Annotated in this window: 16 protein-coding genes and 1 pseudogene; 11 read left to right on the top strand and 6 right to left on the bottom strand. The window is 63.1% G+C overall.

All coding sequences use genetic code 11. The features are described 5' to 3' along the window. The first annotated feature begins 110 nt into the window (after positions 1-110). Complete coding sequence (locus tag AB4N98_RS22940; protein WP_017527113.1) at positions 111-1,262, top strand: M14 family metallopeptidase; 1,152 nt, start codon at positions 111-113, stop codon at positions 1,260-1,262. A gap of 15 nt (positions 1,263-1,277) precedes the next feature. Here AB4N98_RS22940 and AB4N98_RS22935 read toward each other — a convergent pair whose 3' ends face one another. Both AB4N98_RS22935 and AB4N98_RS22930 read right to left on the bottom strand, forming a co-directional pair. After that, a complete protein-coding gene (locus AB4N98_RS22935) occupies positions 1,278-1,817 on the bottom strand; it encodes a cytochrome b (protein WP_017527112.1) in 540 nt (179 codons plus the stop codon). Then, positions 1,814-2,896, bottom strand: a complete 1,083-nt coding sequence (locus tag AB4N98_RS22930; RefSeq protein WP_017527111.1) for a catalase family peroxidase — start codon at positions 2,894-2,896, stop codon at positions 1,814-1,816. The genes AB4N98_RS22935 and AB4N98_RS22930 overlap by 4 nt, the downstream gene beginning before the upstream one ends. A gap of 170 nt (positions 2,897-3,066) precedes the next feature. Between AB4N98_RS22930 and AB4N98_RS22925 the strand changes: the two genes are divergently transcribed. The 4 genes from AB4N98_RS22925 to AB4N98_RS22910 all read left to right on the top strand — a co-directional run bounded on the left by AB4N98_RS22925 (position 3,067) and on the right by AB4N98_RS22910 (position 6,824). After that, positions 3,067-3,573 (top strand): sigma-70 family RNA polymerase sigma factor, encoded by a 507-nt coding sequence (locus AB4N98_RS22925; protein WP_065877491.1) that lies wholly within the window; start codon positions 3,067-3,069, stop codon positions 3,571-3,573. Further along, positions 3,570-4,307, top strand: coding sequence for an anti-sigma factor family protein (locus tag AB4N98_RS22920; protein ID WP_068931686.1), 738 nt, complete (start codon positions 3,570-3,572; stop codon positions 4,305-4,307). Before AB4N98_RS22925 ends, AB4N98_RS22920 begins: the two co-directional genes overlap by 4 nt. An 83-nt stretch (positions 4,308-4,390) precedes the next feature. Then, positions 4,391-5,485 carry a cell division protein ZapE gene (gene zapE / locus AB4N98_RS22915; RefSeq protein ID WP_065877493.1) on the top strand — a complete coding sequence of 365 codons (1,095 nt, stop codon included), beginning with the start codon at positions 4,391-4,393 and terminating at the stop codon, positions 5,483-5,485. Positions 5,486-5,522: 37 nt separating this feature from the next. Further along, on the top strand, positions 5,523-6,824 hold the full coding sequence (locus AB4N98_RS22910; RefSeq protein WP_065877769.1) for a protein kinase: 1,302 nt from the start codon (positions 5,523-5,525) through the stop codon (positions 6,822-6,824). A gap of 61 nt (positions 6,825-6,885) precedes the next feature. Here the strand turns inward: AB4N98_RS22910 and AB4N98_RS22905 are convergent, their stop codons facing one another. Both AB4N98_RS22905 and AB4N98_RS22900 read right to left on the bottom strand, forming a co-directional pair. Continuing rightward, complete coding sequence (locus AB4N98_RS22905) at positions 6,886-7,593, bottom strand: YebC/PmpR family DNA-binding transcriptional regulator (protein ID WP_017527106.1); 708 nt, start codon at positions 7,591-7,593, stop codon at positions 6,886-6,888. Positions 7,594-7,692: 99 nt separating this feature from the next. Next, a complete protein-coding gene (locus AB4N98_RS22900) occupies positions 7,693-8,550 on the bottom strand; it encodes a LysR substrate-binding domain-containing protein (protein WP_017527105.1) in 858 nt (285 codons plus the stop codon). Positions 8,551-8,660: 110 nt separating this feature from the next. Here AB4N98_RS22900 and AB4N98_RS22895 point away from each other — a divergent pair, with 110 nt between their 5' ends. From AB4N98_RS22895 to AB4N98_RS22885, 3 genes are all read left to right on the top strand, one after another. Then, positions 8,661-9,770 carry a 2-aminoethylphosphonate--pyruvate transaminase gene (locus AB4N98_RS22895; RefSeq protein WP_217855183.1) on the top strand — a complete coding sequence of 370 codons (1,110 nt, stop codon included), beginning with the start codon at positions 8,661-8,663 and terminating at the stop codon, positions 9,768-9,770. Positions 9,771-9,798: 28 nt separating this feature from the next. Continuing rightward, entirely contained in the window at positions 9,799-10,626 is an 828-nt protein-coding gene (gene phnX / locus AB4N98_RS22890; protein ID WP_068931684.1) for a phosphonoacetaldehyde hydrolase, read from the top strand. A gap of 115 nt (positions 10,627-10,741) precedes the next feature. Next, complete coding sequence (locus AB4N98_RS22885; RefSeq protein WP_017527102.1) at positions 10,742-11,299, top strand: cytochrome b; 558 nt, start codon at positions 10,742-10,744, stop codon at positions 11,297-11,299. On the opposite strand, the gene AB4N98_RS22880 is transcribed toward AB4N98_RS22885, so the two are convergent. Further along, positions 11,280-12,179 (bottom strand): 1-aminocyclopropane-1-carboxylate deaminase/D-cysteine desulfhydrase, encoded by a 900-nt coding sequence (locus AB4N98_RS22880; protein WP_017527101.1) that lies wholly within the window; start codon positions 12,177-12,179, stop codon positions 11,280-11,282. The genes AB4N98_RS22885 and AB4N98_RS22880 overlap by 20 nt on opposite strands. A 57-nt stretch (positions 12,180-12,236) precedes the next feature. Next, positions 12,237-14,276 (bottom strand): NADPH-dependent 2,4-dienoyl-CoA reductase, encoded by a 2,040-nt coding sequence (locus tag AB4N98_RS22875; RefSeq protein ID WP_017527100.1) that lies wholly within the window; start codon positions 14,274-14,276, stop codon positions 12,237-12,239. Between the two features lie 212 nt (positions 14,277-14,488). On the opposite strand from AB4N98_RS22875, the gene AB4N98_RS22870 reads away from it, so the two are divergent. The 3 genes and pseudogenes from AB4N98_RS22870 to AB4N98_RS22860 form a co-directional block, all read left to right on the top strand. Beyond that, positions 14,489-15,619 (top strand): carbon-nitrogen hydrolase family protein, encoded by a 1,131-nt coding sequence (locus tag AB4N98_RS22870; protein WP_065877496.1) that lies wholly within the window; start codon positions 14,489-14,491, stop codon positions 15,617-15,619. A gap of 4 nt (positions 15,620-15,623) precedes the next feature. Further along, a complete protein-coding gene (locus AB4N98_RS22865) occupies positions 15,624-16,658 on the top strand; it encodes an AraC family transcriptional regulator (protein ID WP_017527098.1) in 1,035 nt (344 codons plus the stop codon). A gap of 261 nt (positions 16,659-16,919) precedes the next feature. Then, positions 16,920-17,030: pseudogene (locus AB4N98_RS22860) on the top strand (transketolase-like TK C-terminal-containing protein); the annotation flags it as partial. Between the last annotated feature and the right edge of the window lie 56 nt (positions 17,031-17,086).

Below are 17,086 nucleotides of genomic sequence, written 5' to 3'. Positions count from 1 at the left end.
GCGGCCGCGTCATGGACGACGCCCCCTCCTCGCAACAATTTTGCATCCGGGCTTTACCGGACTCCTGTGTAATATAGCCGCCACAACACTCATATTCAGGCAACCAGACTATGACCGTGGCCTTGACCTCCATCAAGATCAGCACCAACTTCGACAGTGGCAACATCCAGGTGCTCGACGCCAGTGATGCCTATCAGTTGCTGCTGGCAATCAAACCCGATACTCGCAGCCAGCATTTCCAATGGTTTCATTTCAAGGCCGAAGGCATGCATGTGGGCCACACCCACACGTTCCGCCTGAGCAACGCGGGCAAGTCTTCCTACAAGCATGCCTGGAGCGGCTACAACGCCGTGGCGTCCTATGACCATGTCAACTGGTTCCGAGTGCCTACGCGCTTTGATGGAGAAATCCTGCACATCAGCCTGGAAACCCGCGAGAAACACGCCTGGTTCGCTTATTTCGAACCCTACAGCCGCGAACGCCACGCCTGGCTGATCGAGCAGGCATTGAAATACGCCGGCACTAAGCTGTTGGCCACGGGCAAAAGTGTCGAGGGGCGCGACATCCAACTGCTTCGCCGTGGCAAAGGCGGCGAGGGCCGACGCAAGGTCTGGATCATCGCCCAGCAGCACCCTGGCGAGCACATGGCGCAATGGTTTATGGAAGGCATCATCGAGCGTCTGCAACAAGACGGCGATGCCGAGGTGAAAAAGCTCCTGAAGGTGGCCGACCTGTACCTGGTGCCCAATATGAACCCAGACGGGGCCTTCCATGGCCATCTGCGCACCAATGCCGCCGGCCAGGACCTCAACCGCGCCTGGCAAAGCGCCAGCCAGGAGAACAGCCCGGAAGTGCTGTTTGTGCAGCAGCAAATGGAGAAGTACGGTGTCGATCTGTTCCTCGATATCCACGGCGACGAAGAAATCCCCTATGTGTTCACCGCCGCTTGCGAAGGCAACCCGGGCTACACCCCGCGTATCGAGACCTTGGAAAAACACTTCCGCCGCCACTTGAGCGCCTTGACCCGCGACTTCCAGACCACCCACGGTTACACCCGCGACCAGCCAGGCCAAGCCAATATGACCCTGGCCTGCAATGCGGTCGGCGAGCGATACGATTGCCTGTCCCTGACCCTGGAAATGCCCTTCAAGGACAACAATGACGCCCCCAACCCAAAAACCGGCTGGTCAGGTGAACGGTCCAAGCAATTGGGCAAGGATGTGCTGAGCACCGTGGCCGATATCGTCACAGCCCTGCGCTAACCCCTGCCCCCGGCATCAGCCCTTGGTGCCGGTCATGCTCTGCAGCACACCATCACGCCGAACCCAGCCATGGAACAGCGCCGCCGCCAAGTGCAGCAGCACCGTCAGGAACAGCAGGTAGGCCAAATACCCATGGGCCTTGCGCAACAGCGCAAACAATGGCGCATCCGCCGCCACCAACGCCGGCAACCGTACCGAACTGCCGAGCATCACCGGGTCGCCCGCCGCCGAAATCATCGCCCAGCCCAACAACGGCAACACCAGCATCAAGGCATACAAGAGCAGATGAGACGCCTTGGCCGCCAGCACTTGCCAACGCGGCAAGTCGGCGGGCAATGGCGGTTGGCGCGTAGAAAAGCGCACCACCAGGCGCACAATCACCAGTGCCAGGATCGCAATCCCCAAGGGTTTATGCAGGTGAATCAACCATTCATGCCGCTGCGACACCGACGCCGCCAGCCCTGCCCCGATAAACAGCATGGCAATGATCAGCAACGCCATCAGCCAATGCAGCAGGCGCGCCAAAGGCGCGAAAAAGCGCGGTTGTGCATTCATGGTTTCGACTCCTTGGGGGCGCTGTGCAACGGGCTGACTTCACCGGCACGGCGCAGGTACGAGCTGGCATACGCCGCCGAACGCGCGGCCAGCAGCGGGTCATTGGAGGCTTCGATGCCGCTGGGCAGAACCAGCGGGTCGAAGTTGATGTCGCGACAATCGCCCTCCGCCTGGGGCTGGCTGCTTTGCAGCACCAGGGTGCCGGCGTTCAAGACCTTATGCTCACCGGCCCAGGGCTTACTCGCATCGTCCAGCGGGTCGCCGGGGTTGGCCAGGGTCATGTTCAACTGCCAACGCAACGGGCCGGCAGCCAGACGTTGCACCAGGTCTTTTTCGAGGAAGTCAGCGCCGGCCGGTGCGGTCTCGCCCTCGGCATCCTCGTGTTGGGGCACTACGCTCCAACGTACGGCCTGACGCTTGCCCTCGGCGCTCACCAGGTAAAACGCGTTGATGCCGTTATAGGTTTCGGTGGCATAGCTGGCCGAGGGCTTGGCGGTCTTGACCCACGCCAAAAATGGCGCGGCCTCCGGATGCGCGGCAAAAAACGCCGGCATATTTGCCGGGTTCGGCTTGCCGGTGGCCGGGTCCGGCGCGCCAGCCTTGAGCAACTGGTAAAACGCCTCGGGAGTGCCCACGGGGAACACCGGCATGCTGTTCATTCCCGTGCGCCATTGCTGGCCGTTGGCCTGGCTCAATTGCACGGCAAAACTGCGGATTGGCACACTGCTGTCCGGCGCATAGGGGTTACCGCTGGGCAAGGCAAACCGGCCGATCAGCGGGGTCCTGGCGTCGCTGAACAGCTGTGCGCTGGAATACGCGCGGGCTTGGGCGCTGCTCTCGAAATACCCGGCCACGCACACGCCCTTGGCATGGTTACGCCGAAAGCCTGCGTGCACGCCATTATTGGTTTCCAAGGCGTTGACCAAGGTTTTCGGACGCAGCCGTTGTGGGTCGAGCGTGCCATTGACGTAGGCAAATGCCCCCGCAACAACGGCAACCACGGCGCCGATACCGGCAAGGCGCGCGATCAGGCTCGCCGTACTCAACGGGGGACGGGGCGGTGATGAGTGATCTACCATGAACAAACTCCAGGGCCAAAGGCCTTAGGGGGTCAAACATAAGGTCGGAGCATTGAGACGAACGCCGATCCACCCTATTCCCTCGCCGCGGATTTATTTTCCGTGGCCCGGAATAACCGCCAGCGCCGGGCGTCTCTCTAGTCCCAGCGCAGTGACCAGCCAGACATCCCATGCATGAACTCGACGAACCGTTACGTGAACTCATCCCCAGGCTGCGGCGTTTTGCCGTGTCCCTGACCCGTAACGCCAGCAGCGCCGACGACCTGGTGCAATCGACCCTGGAACGGGCGATTACCCGCTGGGCCGACAAGCGCATCGAAGGCGACCTGCGTGCATGGCTGTTCTCGATCCTCTATCGCCAGTTCCTCGATGCCCACCGCCGCACCCGGCGCTATGCGCGCATGCTGGCGTTTTTCACCGGCCGCGAGGATGTGCAGCCATCCGTCGAGCGTACGGTGATCGCCCAGTCGACCCTGCAAGCGTTCGATCAACTCAACACCGAACAGCGCGCGTTGTTGCTGTGGGTATCGGTCGAAGGCTTGAGCTACAAGGAAGTCGCCGAAATACTCGATGTGCCGCTTGGCACCGTGATGTCACGCCTGTCACGCGCCCGCCAAGCCCTGCGGCAACTCAGCGATGGTGAAATTGCCAGCCCTTCCCTGCGGATACTCAAATGATCAGCCTGCCCCCCTGCGAACGCGACCTGCATGCCTACGTCGATCACCAACTGCCGGAAAGTGATCGCCGAGTCCTCGAAACCTGGCTCGCCGCCCACCCCGACGCCGCCGCCCAGGTACATGCCTGGCAGCAGGACGCGCACGTGCTGCGTGCCTCATTGAGCGGCACCCTGCAACTGCCGGCCAACCCCGACCTGGACCCGGCGCTGATTCGTCGGCGCATCAGGCTCCAATCGCGCCGCCACCTTGCGACGGCCGCCGTGCTGTTGATCGCCGTGAGCCTCGGCGGCCTCGGCGGCTGGCACGCCCGCGAAGCCACTCAACCGTCGATGCTACCGATGGCCGACGCGATGCAAGCATTCCGCCTGTTTGCCCAGGACGGTGTCCTGCCCGCCGATTACCGTGCCCAGGACAGCGGCACCATGCAGGCGTGGCTCGACCGCTATTTCAACCAGGCCCATCGCCTGCCGGATTTGAGCCCATCGGGGTTCAAACCGGTCAGCGGGCGGCTACTCAACACCGAGCAAGGCACGGCTGCCATGGTGCTATACGAAGACCCACAAGGTCGGCGCATCAGCTTTTACATTCGCCCACCGGGTCCGAACAATGGCTTCCTGCCCCACGGCAGCCGCACGGCAAACGGGCTGCAAGCGCAATACTGGTCCGGCGCCGGCTACAACTATGCGGTGGTCAGCCCGGCGGATCTGGCGCCCACGCATGTGTTGCAGTTCTAGGCGAACGCAGGCGCCTTCTGTATTGGTCAAATCACAGCGAGCGTCCTAAAGTGAGCGACCACCGCACTACAGAGTGACTCGCATTGGCCGTGCTTTCGTTGATCCGTCGCTGGCTCGGTAAACCTTCCGACAGCCACAAACACTCGCCCATCCAGACGTTCTTTCAGAACAAGGCCCGACAGCAGGGGTATACCCTCAGCGCGGGCCAGGCCCAGGCGATCGCCGCCATGGCCCGCGAAACCCGACACCTGCTCGCCAACCAGCCCACCCGCAGCCTGTACCTGCACGGCCCGGTGGGGCGTGGCAAAAGCTGGCTGCTGGATGGTTTTTTCGAGGCGCTGCCCATCGCCGAGAAACAACGCGTGCACTTTCATGGTTTTTTCGCTCGCTTGCACCGGGGCATGTTCGCGCACCAAGCCGCGGACGACGCACTGGGCGTGACCCTCGACACACTGCTCGCCGGCTGCCGGGTGCTGTGTTTCGACGAGTTCCACGTCCACGACATCGGCGACGCCATGCTGATCACGCGGCTGTTCAAAGCCCTGTTCGAGCGGGGTGTGCTGGTACTGGTCACCTCCAACTATCCGCCCGAAGGCCTGTTGCCCAACCCGCTGTATCACGAGCGTTTCAAGCCGGTGATCGACTTGATCGCCGCGCGCATGGACGTGCTGGAGGTCAATTCACCCAAGGATTTTCGCAGCCTGCCCCAGGCCCATGCCACGCAGCGCTTTACCACCGGGCACTACCTGTGGCCAGGCACCGCGGCCCAGCGTGCAGCGCTCGGGCTGCCCGCCACGGATGGCCCGGCGCACCCCCTGGCGGTCGGAAACCGGCAGCTGATCTGCCGCTTTCATCAGGCGCGCACTGTCGCGTTCACCTTCAACGACCTCTGCGAACAATTGACCGCGGTGATGGACTATCTGCTGTTGTGCGAGGCTTTCGACCACTGGATCATCGACGGCCTGCCGCCTCTGGCGCACTGCCCGATCGCCGTGCAGCAGCGCTTTATCAACCTGGTGGACGTGCTCTACGACAAGGACAAGCATGTGGTGTTGATCGGCGACCAACCGCTGGCACAGGCGCTGAGCGGCCAGGCCATCGACCTCGCCCGTACCGCCAGCCGCCTGAACCAATTGCAACAGGCCAGCCCGCAACCGCTGCCCGACCCGGTATCATGAACGCCCTTTACCCCCTAGCCGAGTGACCGCGCCGTTCATGCATACCCTCGCCCAACTCAAGGCCGGCCAACTGGCCGGCATTACGCGCCTGGACCTGTCTTGCGGGCTTACCGAGTTCCCCCGGGAAATCTTCGAACTGGCCGATTCCCTGCAAATCCTCAACCTCAGCGGTAACGCCCTGAGCCAGTTGCCCGACGACCTACACCGCCTGCCGCACCTGCGTGTGCTGTTTTGCTCGGACAACGCCTTCACCGAGCTGCCCGAATGCCTGGGCCAGTGCGCGCAACTGAGCATGATCGGCTTCAAGGCCAACCGCATCAGCCACGTCCCCGCCGCCGCGCTGCCGCCCTTGCTGCGCTGGCTGATCCTCACCGACAACCGCATCAGCCAATTGCCCCGCGAATTGGGCGAGCGCCCCCACCTGCAAAAGCTGATGCTGGCCGGCAACCACCTGGCAGAGCTGCCGGACAGCCTGGCCAACTGTCACCACCTCGAACTGCTGCGCATTGCCTCCAACCGCTTCACCCGCCTGCCCGAGTGGCTGCTGACGCTGCCAAGCCTGACCTGGCTGGCCTATGCCGGTAACCCGGTAGAAATGGCGGTGAAGGTGGTTACCGACGACGCCACGCCGACTATTCCCTGGGCAGAGCTGGAACTGGGCGAGGTGCTGGGCGAAGGAGCATCGGGAGTGATTCGCCAAGCGCTGCGCAAACCCACAGGCACACCTGTCGCCGTCAAGCTCTACAAAGGCACCATCACCAGCGACGGCTCGCCGCTGCACGAAATGCAGGCGTGCATCGCCGCCGGGCTGCACCCCAACCTGATCAAGGTGCAAGGCCGCGTGGTCGGCCATCCCGACCAACAGGCCGCACTGGTAATGGACCTGATCGACCCGAGCTACCGCAACCTCGCGAGCCTGCCGAGCCTGGCCTCATGTACCCGCGACGTGTACGCCGCCGATACTCGCTTCAGTGCCGCAGTGGCCCTGCGCATGGCCCGGGGCATCGCTTCGGTGGCCACGCATTTGCACCGCCACGGCATCACCCATGGCGACCTGTACGGCCACAATATTCTGTGGAATGACGCGGGGAGTTGTCTGCTCGGGGATTTTGGCGCGGCGTCGTTCCATGCCACGGCGGACACTCTCGAAACGTGGGCGTTGCAGCGGATTGAAGTGCGGGCGTTCGGGGTGTTGCTGGGGGAGTTGCTGGCGCGGGTTGAGGGGGGAGCGAGCGACGAACTGCTGGAACTGCATAGAACCTGCTGTCAGTCGGATGTGTTGGCGCGACCAAGCTTTGAAGAGGTAGAGGTCTTGCTCAAATCTATCCAACACCCCTGAAACCAATGTGGGAGGGGGCTTGCTCCCTCCCACATTTTGCCCCCATGCATCCAGATAAGAATCAGCCCGCCAAACCGACAAACATGTCCTGCACGTCGTCATGATTGTCCAGGCCTTCGAGGAACGCCTCGACTTCAGCCATCTGCTCATCGGTCAAACCGCTCACCGGGTTTTTCGAGAGGTAGCCCAGCTTGGCCGACAGCACGGTAAAACCCTGCTCCGGCAGTGCTTTCTGTACCGCATCCAGGTCGGTGGTCTCGGTGATAAACAGGGTCGTACCCGCTTCCTCGCCCTCTTCAAAATCCTGGGCGCCGGCTTCGATAGCGGCCATTTCCGGATCGGCGTCCGGGCTGTCCGGGGAAGCTTCGATCAAGCCGACGTGGTTGAAGTCCCAGGCCACTGAGCCCGAAGCCCCTAATTGGCCCTTGCGGAACGCCACGCGGATTTCGGCCACGGTACGGTTGATGTTATCGGTCACGCATTCGACGATCAGCGGCACCTGGTGCGGGGCAAACCCTTCGTAGGTCACGCGGTGGTACTGCACGGTCTCACCGAGCAGACCGGCGCCCTTCTTGATCGCGCGTTCCAGGGTTTCTTTAGGCATCGAGGCTTTTTTGGCCTGCTCCACTACCAGACGCAGGTGGGCGTTGGTCGCGGTGTCGGCACCGTTGCGGGCGGCGATGGTGATTTCTTTCACCAGCTTGCCGAAGATCTTGCCCTTGGCATTGGATGCCGCTTCTTTATGTTTGACTTTCCACTGTGCGCCCATGACTCACTCTCTGATTTCCATAGCGCCGAGACGTCTACTGGCCGGCGCTTTGGGGGCAGAGTTTATAGCGCGAGAACGCATCGTTCCACCAAAAAACCCTCAGGGCGCCAAGTCGAAAAACGCCTGGATCAAGCGCAATGAGCGCCGCCGCTCCAAACAACCGAGCAGGTGTCGATTGACCAGCCCATGGCCCTGAAGGGCAATCGCCTGCACGCGGGGGTCGGGGCTGACCTCCAATGACGACACGACCCCCACGCCCAGTTGCGCCGCAACGGCTTCGGTCACGGCTTCACGGCTGTCCAGTTCCAGCAGCACGCTAGGCTGCACACCGGCCGCCTGGCAGGCATCGTCAAAGGTGCGACGGGTAATGGAGCCGGGTTCACGCAGCACCATGATCACCTCATGGAGCTGTTCGAGACGAATGCCCTCGGCCTGCATCGCCCAGGGGTGACCGGCCGGCACCAAGGCGCAGATGCGTGATTCGTCCAGGGGCTGCAAGTGCAGGCCATTGCGCGCCTGCACTTCGGTGAGCACCGCCACATCCGCGTGCTCGGACAACAACGCGGCCAGGGTTTCCTGGGCATTGCCCAAGCGCAGGTTGACGGTGATGCCGGGGTAACGCGCGCGCAGGCTGGCGATCATCGGCATCACCAGGTGCGGGCCGTCCGCCGCCACTTCCAGGCGCCCGGTGAGCAATTGCCGATTGGCTTCGAGCAGCGTCTGCGCCTCGTCCACCAGGCCGAAGATCGCCCGGGTGATCGCGGCCAGGCGTGCGCCCTCCTCGGTCAACTCCACCCGCCGGGCGGTGCGACGCAACAGGGGAATCTGGTAGTACTCCTCCAGGGCCTTGATATGCCCGGTCACCGCCGGCTGACTGATAAACAGCCGCGCCGCCGCACGGGTAAAGCTGCCCTCGCGGGCCACCGCGTCGAATGCGCGCAATTGGAACAGGTTCATAGCTATCGGCCTCACTGATAGCTCGCATAACAACAAACAATTTGATTGATAACAAGCCAAACTGCAATTTAGGCGCCGTAGATTCACACCGTTGTTTACGAGGACACGAGATGACCCCTGCCGCGCCCCTCCTGCTCACCCCTGGCCCCCTGACCACAGCGAACCGCACGCGCCGGGCGATGCTGGTGGACTGGGGTTCATGGGATGAAGGTTTCAACCAACTCACCGCCAGCGTCTGCGCCCGGTTACTGGCGATCCTCCACGGTGCGGCCAGCCATCACTGCGTCCCCTTGCAGGGCAGCGGCACCTTTGCCGTCGAGGCCGCCATCGGCACCCTGGTCCCGCGTAATGGCAAGGTGCTGGTGCTGATCAACGGCGCCTACGGCAAGCGCCTGGCGAACATCTGTGAAGTGTTGGGCCGCGACTTCAGCACCTTTGAAACCGCTGAAGATGAGCCCACGACGGCCGCCGATGTCGAGCGCCTGTTGCAGGCCGACGAGGGCATCACCCACGTTGCCTTGATTCACTGCGAAACCAGCACCGGTATCCTCAACCCGCTGCCGGAAATCGCCCAGGTGGTGAAGCACCACGGCAAGCGCCTGATCATCGACGCCATGAGCTCCTTCGGCGCGCTGCCCATCGATGCCCGCCAAGTGCCGTTCGACGCCCTGATCGCCGCCTCCGGCAAATGCCTGGAGGGCGTGCCCGGCATGGGCTTCGTCTTCGCCGAAAAGCAGGCACTGGCCGCCGCCCAAGGCAACTGCCACTCCCTGGCGATGGACCTGTTCGACCAATACACCTACATGGCCAGGACCGGCCAATGGCGCTTCACCCCGCCAACCCACGTGGTCGCCGCCCTGCACGAAGCGTTGCTGCAATACCAGGAGCAAGGTGGCCTGCCCGCGCGCCATCAACGTTATGCCGACAACTGCCAGGCGCTGCTGGAGGGCATGGCCGGGCTCGGCCTGCGCAGCTTCCTCCCGGCCGCTATCCAGGCCCCGATTATCGTGACCTTCCACGCCCCGAAAGACCCGCGCTACCAGTTCAGGGACTTCTACGAACGGGTCAAGGCCAAGGGATTCATCTTGTACCCCGGCAAACTGACCCAGGTTGAGACCTTCCGCGTCGGCTGCATCGGCCACGTCGACGCCACCGGCATGCGCGCGGCAGTCAAGGCCATCGCCCACGTGCTGCAAGAAATGGACGTGTTGGACATTTGATTCCCCCCTTACCCACAGGATTTGAACCATGAACTATCAAAACCCCAACACCCTCCAGGCCGTGATCCTTGACTGGGCCGGCACCGTGGTCGACTTCGGCTCCTTCGCGCCTACCCAGATTTTTGTCGAAGCCTTCGCCGAGTTCGATGTGCAAGTCTCCATCGAAGAAGCCCGTGGCCCGATGGGCATGGGCAAGTGGGACCATATCCGCACCCTCTGCAACCAGCCGCAGGTCGCCGAGCGCTACCGCAAGGCGTTCGGCCGTACGCCCACCGACGACGACGTGACCGCCATCTACCAGCGTTTCATGCCCCTGCAGATCGAGAAAATTGCCGAGCACTCGGCCCTGATCCCCGGCGCCCTCGACACCCTCGCGCATCTGCGCGGGCAAGGGATCAGGATCGGCTCGTGTTCCGGCTACCCCAAGCAAGTGATGGACAAGGTGGTCGCCCTGGCCGCCACCCATGGCTACGTCGCCGACCATGTAGTGGCTACCGACGAAGTACCCAACGGCCGCCCATGGCCGGCCCAGGCGCTGGCCAACGTGATTGCCCTGGGGGTTGATGATGTGGCGGCGTGTGTGAAGGTCGACGACACCGTGCCGGGCATCCTTGAAGGCCGCCGCGCCGGGATGTGGAGCGTGGCGCTGACCTGCTCGGGCAACGCGCTGGGCCTGACCTATGAGCAATTTCGCGCCCTGGACAACGCCACACTGGCCGGCGAGCGCAAGCGCATCGAGGCGATGTTCGAAGGCTCGCGCCCGCACTACCTGATCGACACCATTACCGACCTGCCGGCGGTAATCAGCGATATCAACCAGCGCCTGGCGCGCGGTGAAATGCCGCAAGGCCGCTGATGGAGGTCAATAGTGCGGCATTCGCGCCGGGTAATCCGTTCAAAACAGGCATACAGTAACCGTACTCCGTCGCCAAAGAACGGAGGCTTGCCCTGATGAATGAGGAAACCCAGCGATGCCGTGGAAAAATTCCGATACGCGCTACAGCACCATGTCGATTGCGCTGCACTGGCTGATGGTGGTGCTGCTGGCGGTGGTCTACGCCTGCATTGAGTTACGCGGCCAGTTCCCCAAAGGCAGTGGCGCACGCACACTGATCGTCGAGATGCACTTCATGCTCGGCCTCACCGTGTTTGTGCTGGTGTGGCTGCGCCTGTTTGCACGCAGCCTGGGGGTTGCGCCGAAGATCGTACCGGCGCCGCCGAAGTGGCAGAGCCTGTTGGCCACGCTGACGCATTTTGCGTTGTACGCCTTGATGATCGGCCTGCCCATCGCGGGCTGGTTGATCGTCAGTGCCGAGGGGCATTCGGTACTGTTCTACGGCATCGAGCTGCCGCCGTTGATCGGCGAGAACAAAGCCTTGGCCAAACAGATTGAAGGTTGGCACGTGCTGTTCGGCCAGATCGGCTATTGGTTGATCGGGCTGCATGCATTGGCGGGGATCTTCCACCATTACGTGGTGCGCGATAACACCGCGTTGCGCATGATGCCGGTCAAGCGCGCCCGGCTGTAAACCCACGCCGGCCTTGCAGGCCGCCGGTGTGCACAAAGATCAGGCGAGTGCCGGGCGCGACGTGCCCGGCCTCGACCTGATGCTTCAACGCCAGTAACGCTTTGCCGGTGTAGAGCGGTTCCAGCGGCACGCCGCAGGCCTGCTCCGTGGTTTCAATAAAGTCGCGCAACAGCGGGTCGACCTTGGCGAAGCCGCCCCGGCTGGCGTCCAGCAATTGATAGCCGCCCTGCACCAAGGCACTCACATTTTGCGCCACGCCATGATCGTGCGGCACCGCCATGGCGCCGTACACCAAATGCGCCCCCGCCTCGGCCAAGACCAACCCCGCCAGCGTGGTACCGGTGCCCGCCGCCAGCCACCAGGCGTCGTAATCGGCCCAACCCAGGTGGCTCAATTGCGCGCGAGCTTGCTCGACCAGCACCCGGCAACCCGTTGCGCCCGCCAACCCGCCGCCCCCTTCGGGCACGGGATACAGATGCGGGTAACGCTCACGCCAGGGCGCCCAGAAACCCGGCTCATGGCGCGCGCGATAGCCGCCGAAACCCAGCCAATGCAGGTGCATGCCAAATGCCTGCAGATCCTCGACGGTAGGCGTGTGGTGCGCATGGCCACGCAGCAGGCCGACGGTGGCAAAGCCAAAACGCTTGCCCGCCGCCGCGAGTGCGTGCAGATGGTTGGAATAGGCGCCGCCAAGGCTGATAACGCCACTGGCCCCCGCCTGATGCGCCTGGGCCAGATGCTCGGTGAGCTTGAACCACTTGTTGCCGCTGATCAGCGGGTCGATGCGATCCAGGCGCAGCACGGCCAACTCGACGCCATTGAGCCAATCCAGCGCCAAGGGTTCAAGGGGTGCGTAGGGAAGCCAATCGAAGGGGCCCATTGGAGGGGAACCGCATGAAAAACGGGGCGGTAGTCTAACACCGCCCCGCATGGGTTTTTACAGCTCGGCCGCCAGGCGCGAGCCCTGGTTGATAGCGCGCTTGGCGTCCAACTCGGCCGCTACGTCAGCACCGCCGATCAGGTGCACGTTCTGGCCCGCAGCGACCAGGCCGTCGTGCAGTTCACGCAACGGGTCCTGGCCGGCACAGATGACGATATTGTCCACCGCCAGCAGTTGCGGCTCGCCCTCGGCGCCGATGCGGATATGCAGGCCGTCGTCGTCGATCTTCAGGTACTCAACGCTGTTGAGCATCTGCACCTGCTTGTTCTTCAACCCGGTGCGATGGATCCAGCCGGTGGTCTTGCCCAAACCGTCGCCGACCTTGGACGCCTTGCGTTGCAGCAGGAATACTTCGCGCGCCGGCGCATGGCGCTCAGCCTTGATCCCGGCGACGCCGCCACGGGCTTGCAGGTGGGTGTCGATGCCCCACTCCTTCCAGAACGCTTCGCGGTCCAGGCTGGTGGACACGCCTTGATGCACGAGAAACTCCGAGACGTCAAAACCGATACCGCCAGCACCGATCACCGCGACGCGCTTGCCCACTGGCTTGCGTTCGAGGATCACGTCCAGGTAGCTCAGCACCTTGGCGTTTTCTACACCAGGGATCGCCGGCGTGCGCGGTGCGATGCCGGTGGCCAGGATGATCTCGTCGTAGCCGCCGGCCGCCAACTGCGCGGCATCCACGCGAGTGTTGAGGCACAGCTCGACGTGGGTGGTCTGCAGCTTGCGGTTGAAATAGCGCAGGGTTTCAAAGAACTCTTCCTTGCCCGGCACGCGCTTGGCGATGTTGAACTGGCCACCGATCTCGCTGGCCGAATCGAACAGCGTCACTTGATGGCCGCGCTCAGCCGCCACCGTGGCGGCGGCCAGACCCGCCGGGCCGGCGCCGACCACGGCGATTTTTTTGATCTGCCGCACCGGCAGGTAGTTAAGCTCGGTCTCGTAGCACGCCCGCGGGTTAACCAGGCAAGTGGTCAGCTTGCCGCCGAAGGTGTGGTCCAGGCACGCCTGGTTGCAGCCGATGCAGGTGTTGATTTCATCGGCGCGACCGGCAGCAGCTTTGTTGACGAACTCCGGGTCGGCAAGGAACGGTCGCGCCATCGAGACCATGTCCGCATCGCCCTCGGCGAGGATCTGCTCGGCAATTTCCGGGGTGTTGATGCGGTTGGTGGTGATCAGCGGGATCTGCACCGCGCCGCGTAATTTGGCGGTGACTTTACTGAATGCGCCGCGTGGCACTTTGGTGGCGATGGTCGGGATACGCGCTTCGTGCCAGCCGATGCCGGTGTTGATGATCGTCGCGCCTGCCTGCTCGATCGCCTTGGCCAACTGCACGATCTCTTCCCAGGTGCTGCCGCCTTCCACCAGGTCGAGCATCGACAGGCGGAAAATAATGATGAAGTTCGGGCCTACCGCTGCACGCACACGGCTTACGATTTGCACGGCCAGGCGCATACGGTTTTCGTAGCTGCCGCCCCAACGGTCGGTGCGGTGGTTGGTGTGGGCGGCGAGGAACTGGTTAATGAAATAACCTTCGGAGCCCATGATTTCCACACCGTCATACTCGGCCACCTGGGCCAGCAGCGAGCAGGTGACGAAATCCTGGATCTGTTTTTCGATGCCCTCTTCGTCCAGTTCCCTGGGCTTGAACGGGTTGATCGGCGCCTGGATCGCGCTTGGCGCCACCTGCTTGGGGCTGTAGGCATAACGGCCGGCGTGAAGGATCTGCATGCAGATCTTGCCACCCGCCTCATGCACCGCCTGGGTGACGATCTTGTGCTTTTGCGCTTCTTCGTCGGTGGTCAGCTTGGCCGCGCCGGAATACACCCCGCCTTCGTCATTCGGGCCAATGCCGCCGGTGACCATCAGGCCCACGCCACCCCTGGCGCGCTCGGCAAAATAAGCGGCCATGCGCTCGAAGCCGCCGGGTTTTTCTTCCAGGCCGGTGTGCATCGAGCCCATCAGGGTACGGTTGCGCAAGGTGGTGAAACCCAGGTCCAACGGGGCCAGCAGGTGCGGGTAGGCAGCAGCGGTCATGGTACAGCTCCACAACGGATCATCACGGGACGTGAGGCGTTCGAATGACGCCCCATCGGTTTATGTCCCACAGACTAAGAGCCGATGCCCTACCGCTCAATGACCGAAACTCACAAGTTATTGATCCAAATGCACAGCGCCCCTTGGCAAGCCGCCACAGGCGCCCTACCCTAGTCGGCGAACCCAGCACACGGTCTGTTGTCTGTTGCCCCATGCGTAAACTTCTAGCGTTCACCGTCACCCTGGCCCTGGTTGCCACCGTCGCCGCGTATCTGGTCTGGACCCAGGAGCGCCCCGTGGCGCATTACCTGTCGGACCTGCGCATCACCCTCGCGGTCAACGAAGGCCAGCCGGCCGATCGCGGCAACTTGCTGGGCATCCAACCGCAGCTGTACCCCGCCGATTACCAAAGCCTGGAACGCCTGCACCTGAAACTCGCGGCCTACCTGCAAAACGCCCGGGACCAAGGCCTGATCAACGACAAGACCATCGTGGTGCTGCCGGAGCACATCGGCACCTGGCTGATGCTCACCGGCGAAAAAAACGAGGTGTACCAGGCATTGCATGTGAAAGATGCGATGAACTGGTTGTCATTGAGTAACCCAGTGCAATTCCTGCGCGCCTGGATCAGCGCCACCGGCACCAGCCGCAGCGACGACGCGTACCTGCGCATGAAGGCCCCGACCATGGCGCGTGACTATCAAGTGCTGTTCGGTGGCCTGGCCAAGGAATTCGGCGTTACCGTGGTGGCCGGCTCCATCGCCCTGCCCAACCCGACGGTGAGGCAGGGGCAACTGCAGATCGGTCATGGTGCGCTGTACAACGCCAGCGTGGTGTTCGCGGCGGACGGCTTGCCGATCGGCGATCCACAGCGCCAGCTCTACCCGATCTACGATGAACGCGGCTTTATCGAGCCCGGCGACGAGAACATCGTCAGCGTGGTCGACACGCCAGCCGGACGCCTCGGCGTGTTAGTGGGCAGCGACAGCTGGTACCCGGACAACTACCGCAAACTCAACGAACAAGGCGCGCAATTGATCGCGGTGCCGGCCTTTGTGCTCGGGCGCGATACCTGGGAACGGCCGTGGCGCGGTTTCAAAAGCGTGTCGACACCGCCGGAAATCAGCCTCAAGCCCGAGGAACTCAGCGAAGGCGAAGCCTGGCGGCGCCTCACACTGATCAGCCAACAACCGATCAGCCAGGCCAGCGCCGGCATGAGCGTGTTCCTGCGGGGTCAGTTCTGGGACCTGGGCACCGCCGGGCAGAGCTTCCTGAGCCACGCCGGGCATATCAGCGCCGACGGCGACGCACAGGGTGCGCGCTTATTGAATATCTGGCTGTAACGCCGTGAAACCGGTGCGCCTGGGGGATCTGTCGGTGGGCTTCGTGCACACCCTGGCCGATGCCATCAGCAGCCATGGCCTGGACCCGCAACCGCTGCTGCTGCAATACGGCCTCGACGCGGCGCGCCTTGCCGAAGCGGGCGCACGCTTGTCGATCCCACGCTACATGCGCCTGGGCCATGCGGCCATCCAACTCACCGGCGACGCCGGCCTGGGCCTGCGCATGGGCCGGCTCAGCCGCTTGAGCCAGGCGGGGCTCGCCGGGGTCACCGCCGCCCAGGCGCCCAACGTCCGCGAGGCGGCCCGCACGCTCACGCGCTTCGAGCCGCTGTATGGCGCCAATTATCGTGGGCAGTCCAGTTTTGAAGAAGATGCCGACGGCGCCTGGCTGCGTTTCTATTCCATCAGCCCCTACAACGCCTATAACCGCTTTGTGGTGGACTCGATCATCGCCGGCTGGCTGCACCAGCTGTCGAGCCTGGCCCAACAACCAGTGCAGGCGCAACGCATCGACATCGAGTTCGAAGCACCGGACTATAGCGACCAATACCGCCTGTTGGGCGACAGCCCGGTCCACTTTGGCGCCGACGCCAACCAACTGCGCCTGAACCAGGCCACCCTGGCCCTGCGCAACCCGCAGCATTGCCCCAGTACCTGGCAGCTGTTGTTGCAATTGTGTGAACGGGAATTGGAGCAGTTGACCCGCACCCGCAGCCTGCGCGAGCGCATTACCCGCTTGCTCGGGCCAATGCTCAATGGCGGCCGGGAACCCGACCTGGAAGAAGTGGCGGCACGCCTGAAGCTGCCAACCTGGACACTGCGCCGCAAACTGACCGAAGAAGGTACTCAGTTCCGCGCGATTCTCAACGATACCCGCCGCGACCTGGCCATGACCTACATCCGCGATACGGAACTGGCGTTCGGCGAGATCGCCTACTTGCTCGGTTTTGCCTCGGCCCAAGCATTCCAACGGGCGTTCAGGCGGTGGAACAACCAGACCCCAGGGGAGTTTCGCCGCAGTCAGCGGCAGTACGCCTGAAATCGGTCCTACAGCTCGGTGGCGTCGTCGGCCGGATCCAGCGGATCCCATTCAAAGGCCTGGTACTCCAGCAGTTCTTCCTGGTAATCATCCATCGTGGACTCCTTGTTGACGTTAAAAGCGGCTGCACACAGATGACCTGCATGAGCAGCTTAAAGTGCCGTCATGACGAAAAAATGTCTGCGTCATGGCGTTCCCGCACTCCAAGATTAAACGTAGCAGCGTTATCCGAATTTAGCCCCTGAGCTTCGAGGCGGCGCAGTGATTGCGGTAACCGGGTATCCGCAGGCGATTGTCGATCAGTTAGCGGCCTACGTGGACTCAAGGTTTATCGCGCTGGGAGCAGGTTCGGTGCAGCCATCGGCACCAGCGGTGCATCAGCCAACGCATCTGTAGCTGACCCGGTGCTATCGGGAGCAAGCCCCCTC

Source organism: Pseudomonas sp. S3_E10 (genome assembly GCF_054667615.1).
Note: the sequence above shows the minus strand (reverse complement) of the source record. Positions and strands in the feature narration are given on the sequence as shown.

Coding starts and splice junctions, on each gene's coding strand:
- AB4N98_RS22920 (WP_068931686.1), top strand. CDS start 3,570: ATGATCAGCCTGCCCCCCTGCGAACGCGACCTGCATGCCTACGTCGAT.
- AB4N98_RS22900 (WP_017527105.1), bottom strand. CDS start 8,550: ATGAACCTGTTCCAATTGCGCGCATTCGACGCGGTGGCCCGCGAGGGC.
- AB4N98_RS22940 (WP_017527113.1), top strand. CDS start 111: ATGACCGTGGCCTTGACCTCCATCAAGATCAGCACCAACTTCGACAGT.
- AB4N98_RS22905 (WP_017527106.1), bottom strand. CDS start 7,593: ATGGGCGCACAGTGGAAAGTCAAACATAAAGAAGCGGCATCCAATGCC.
- AB4N98_RS22935 (WP_017527112.1), bottom strand. CDS start 1,817: ATGAATGCACAACCGCGCTTTTTCGCGCCTTTGGCGCGCCTGCTGCAT.
- AB4N98_RS22870 (WP_065877496.1), top strand. CDS start 14,489: ATGCGTAAACTTCTAGCGTTCACCGTCACCCTGGCCCTGGTTGCCACC.
- phnX (WP_068931684.1), top strand. CDS start 9,799: ATGAACTATCAAAACCCCAACACCCTCCAGGCCGTGATCCTTGACTGG.
- AB4N98_RS22930 (WP_017527111.1), bottom strand. CDS start 2,896: ATGGTAGATCACTCATCACCGCCCCGTCCCCCGTTGAGTACGGCGAGC.
- AB4N98_RS22880 (WP_017527101.1), bottom strand. CDS start 12,179: ATGGGCCCCTTCGATTGGCTTCCCTACGCACCCCTTGAACCCTTGGCG.
- AB4N98_RS22910 (WP_065877769.1), top strand. CDS start 5,523: ATGCATACCCTCGCCCAACTCAAGGCCGGCCAACTGGCCGGCATTACG.
- AB4N98_RS22885 (WP_017527102.1), top strand. CDS start 10,742: ATGCCGTGGAAAAATTCCGATACGCGCTACAGCACCATGTCGATTGCG.
- AB4N98_RS22895 (WP_217855183.1), top strand. CDS start 8,661: ATGACCCCTGCCGCGCCCCTCCTGCTCACCCCTGGCCCCCTGACCACA.
- AB4N98_RS22925 (WP_065877491.1), top strand. CDS start 3,067: ATGCATGAACTCGACGAACCGTTACGTGAACTCATCCCCAGGCTGCGG.
- AB4N98_RS22875 (WP_017527100.1), bottom strand. CDS start 14,276: ATGACCGCTGCTGCCTACCCGCACCTGCTGGCCCCGTTGGACCTGGGT.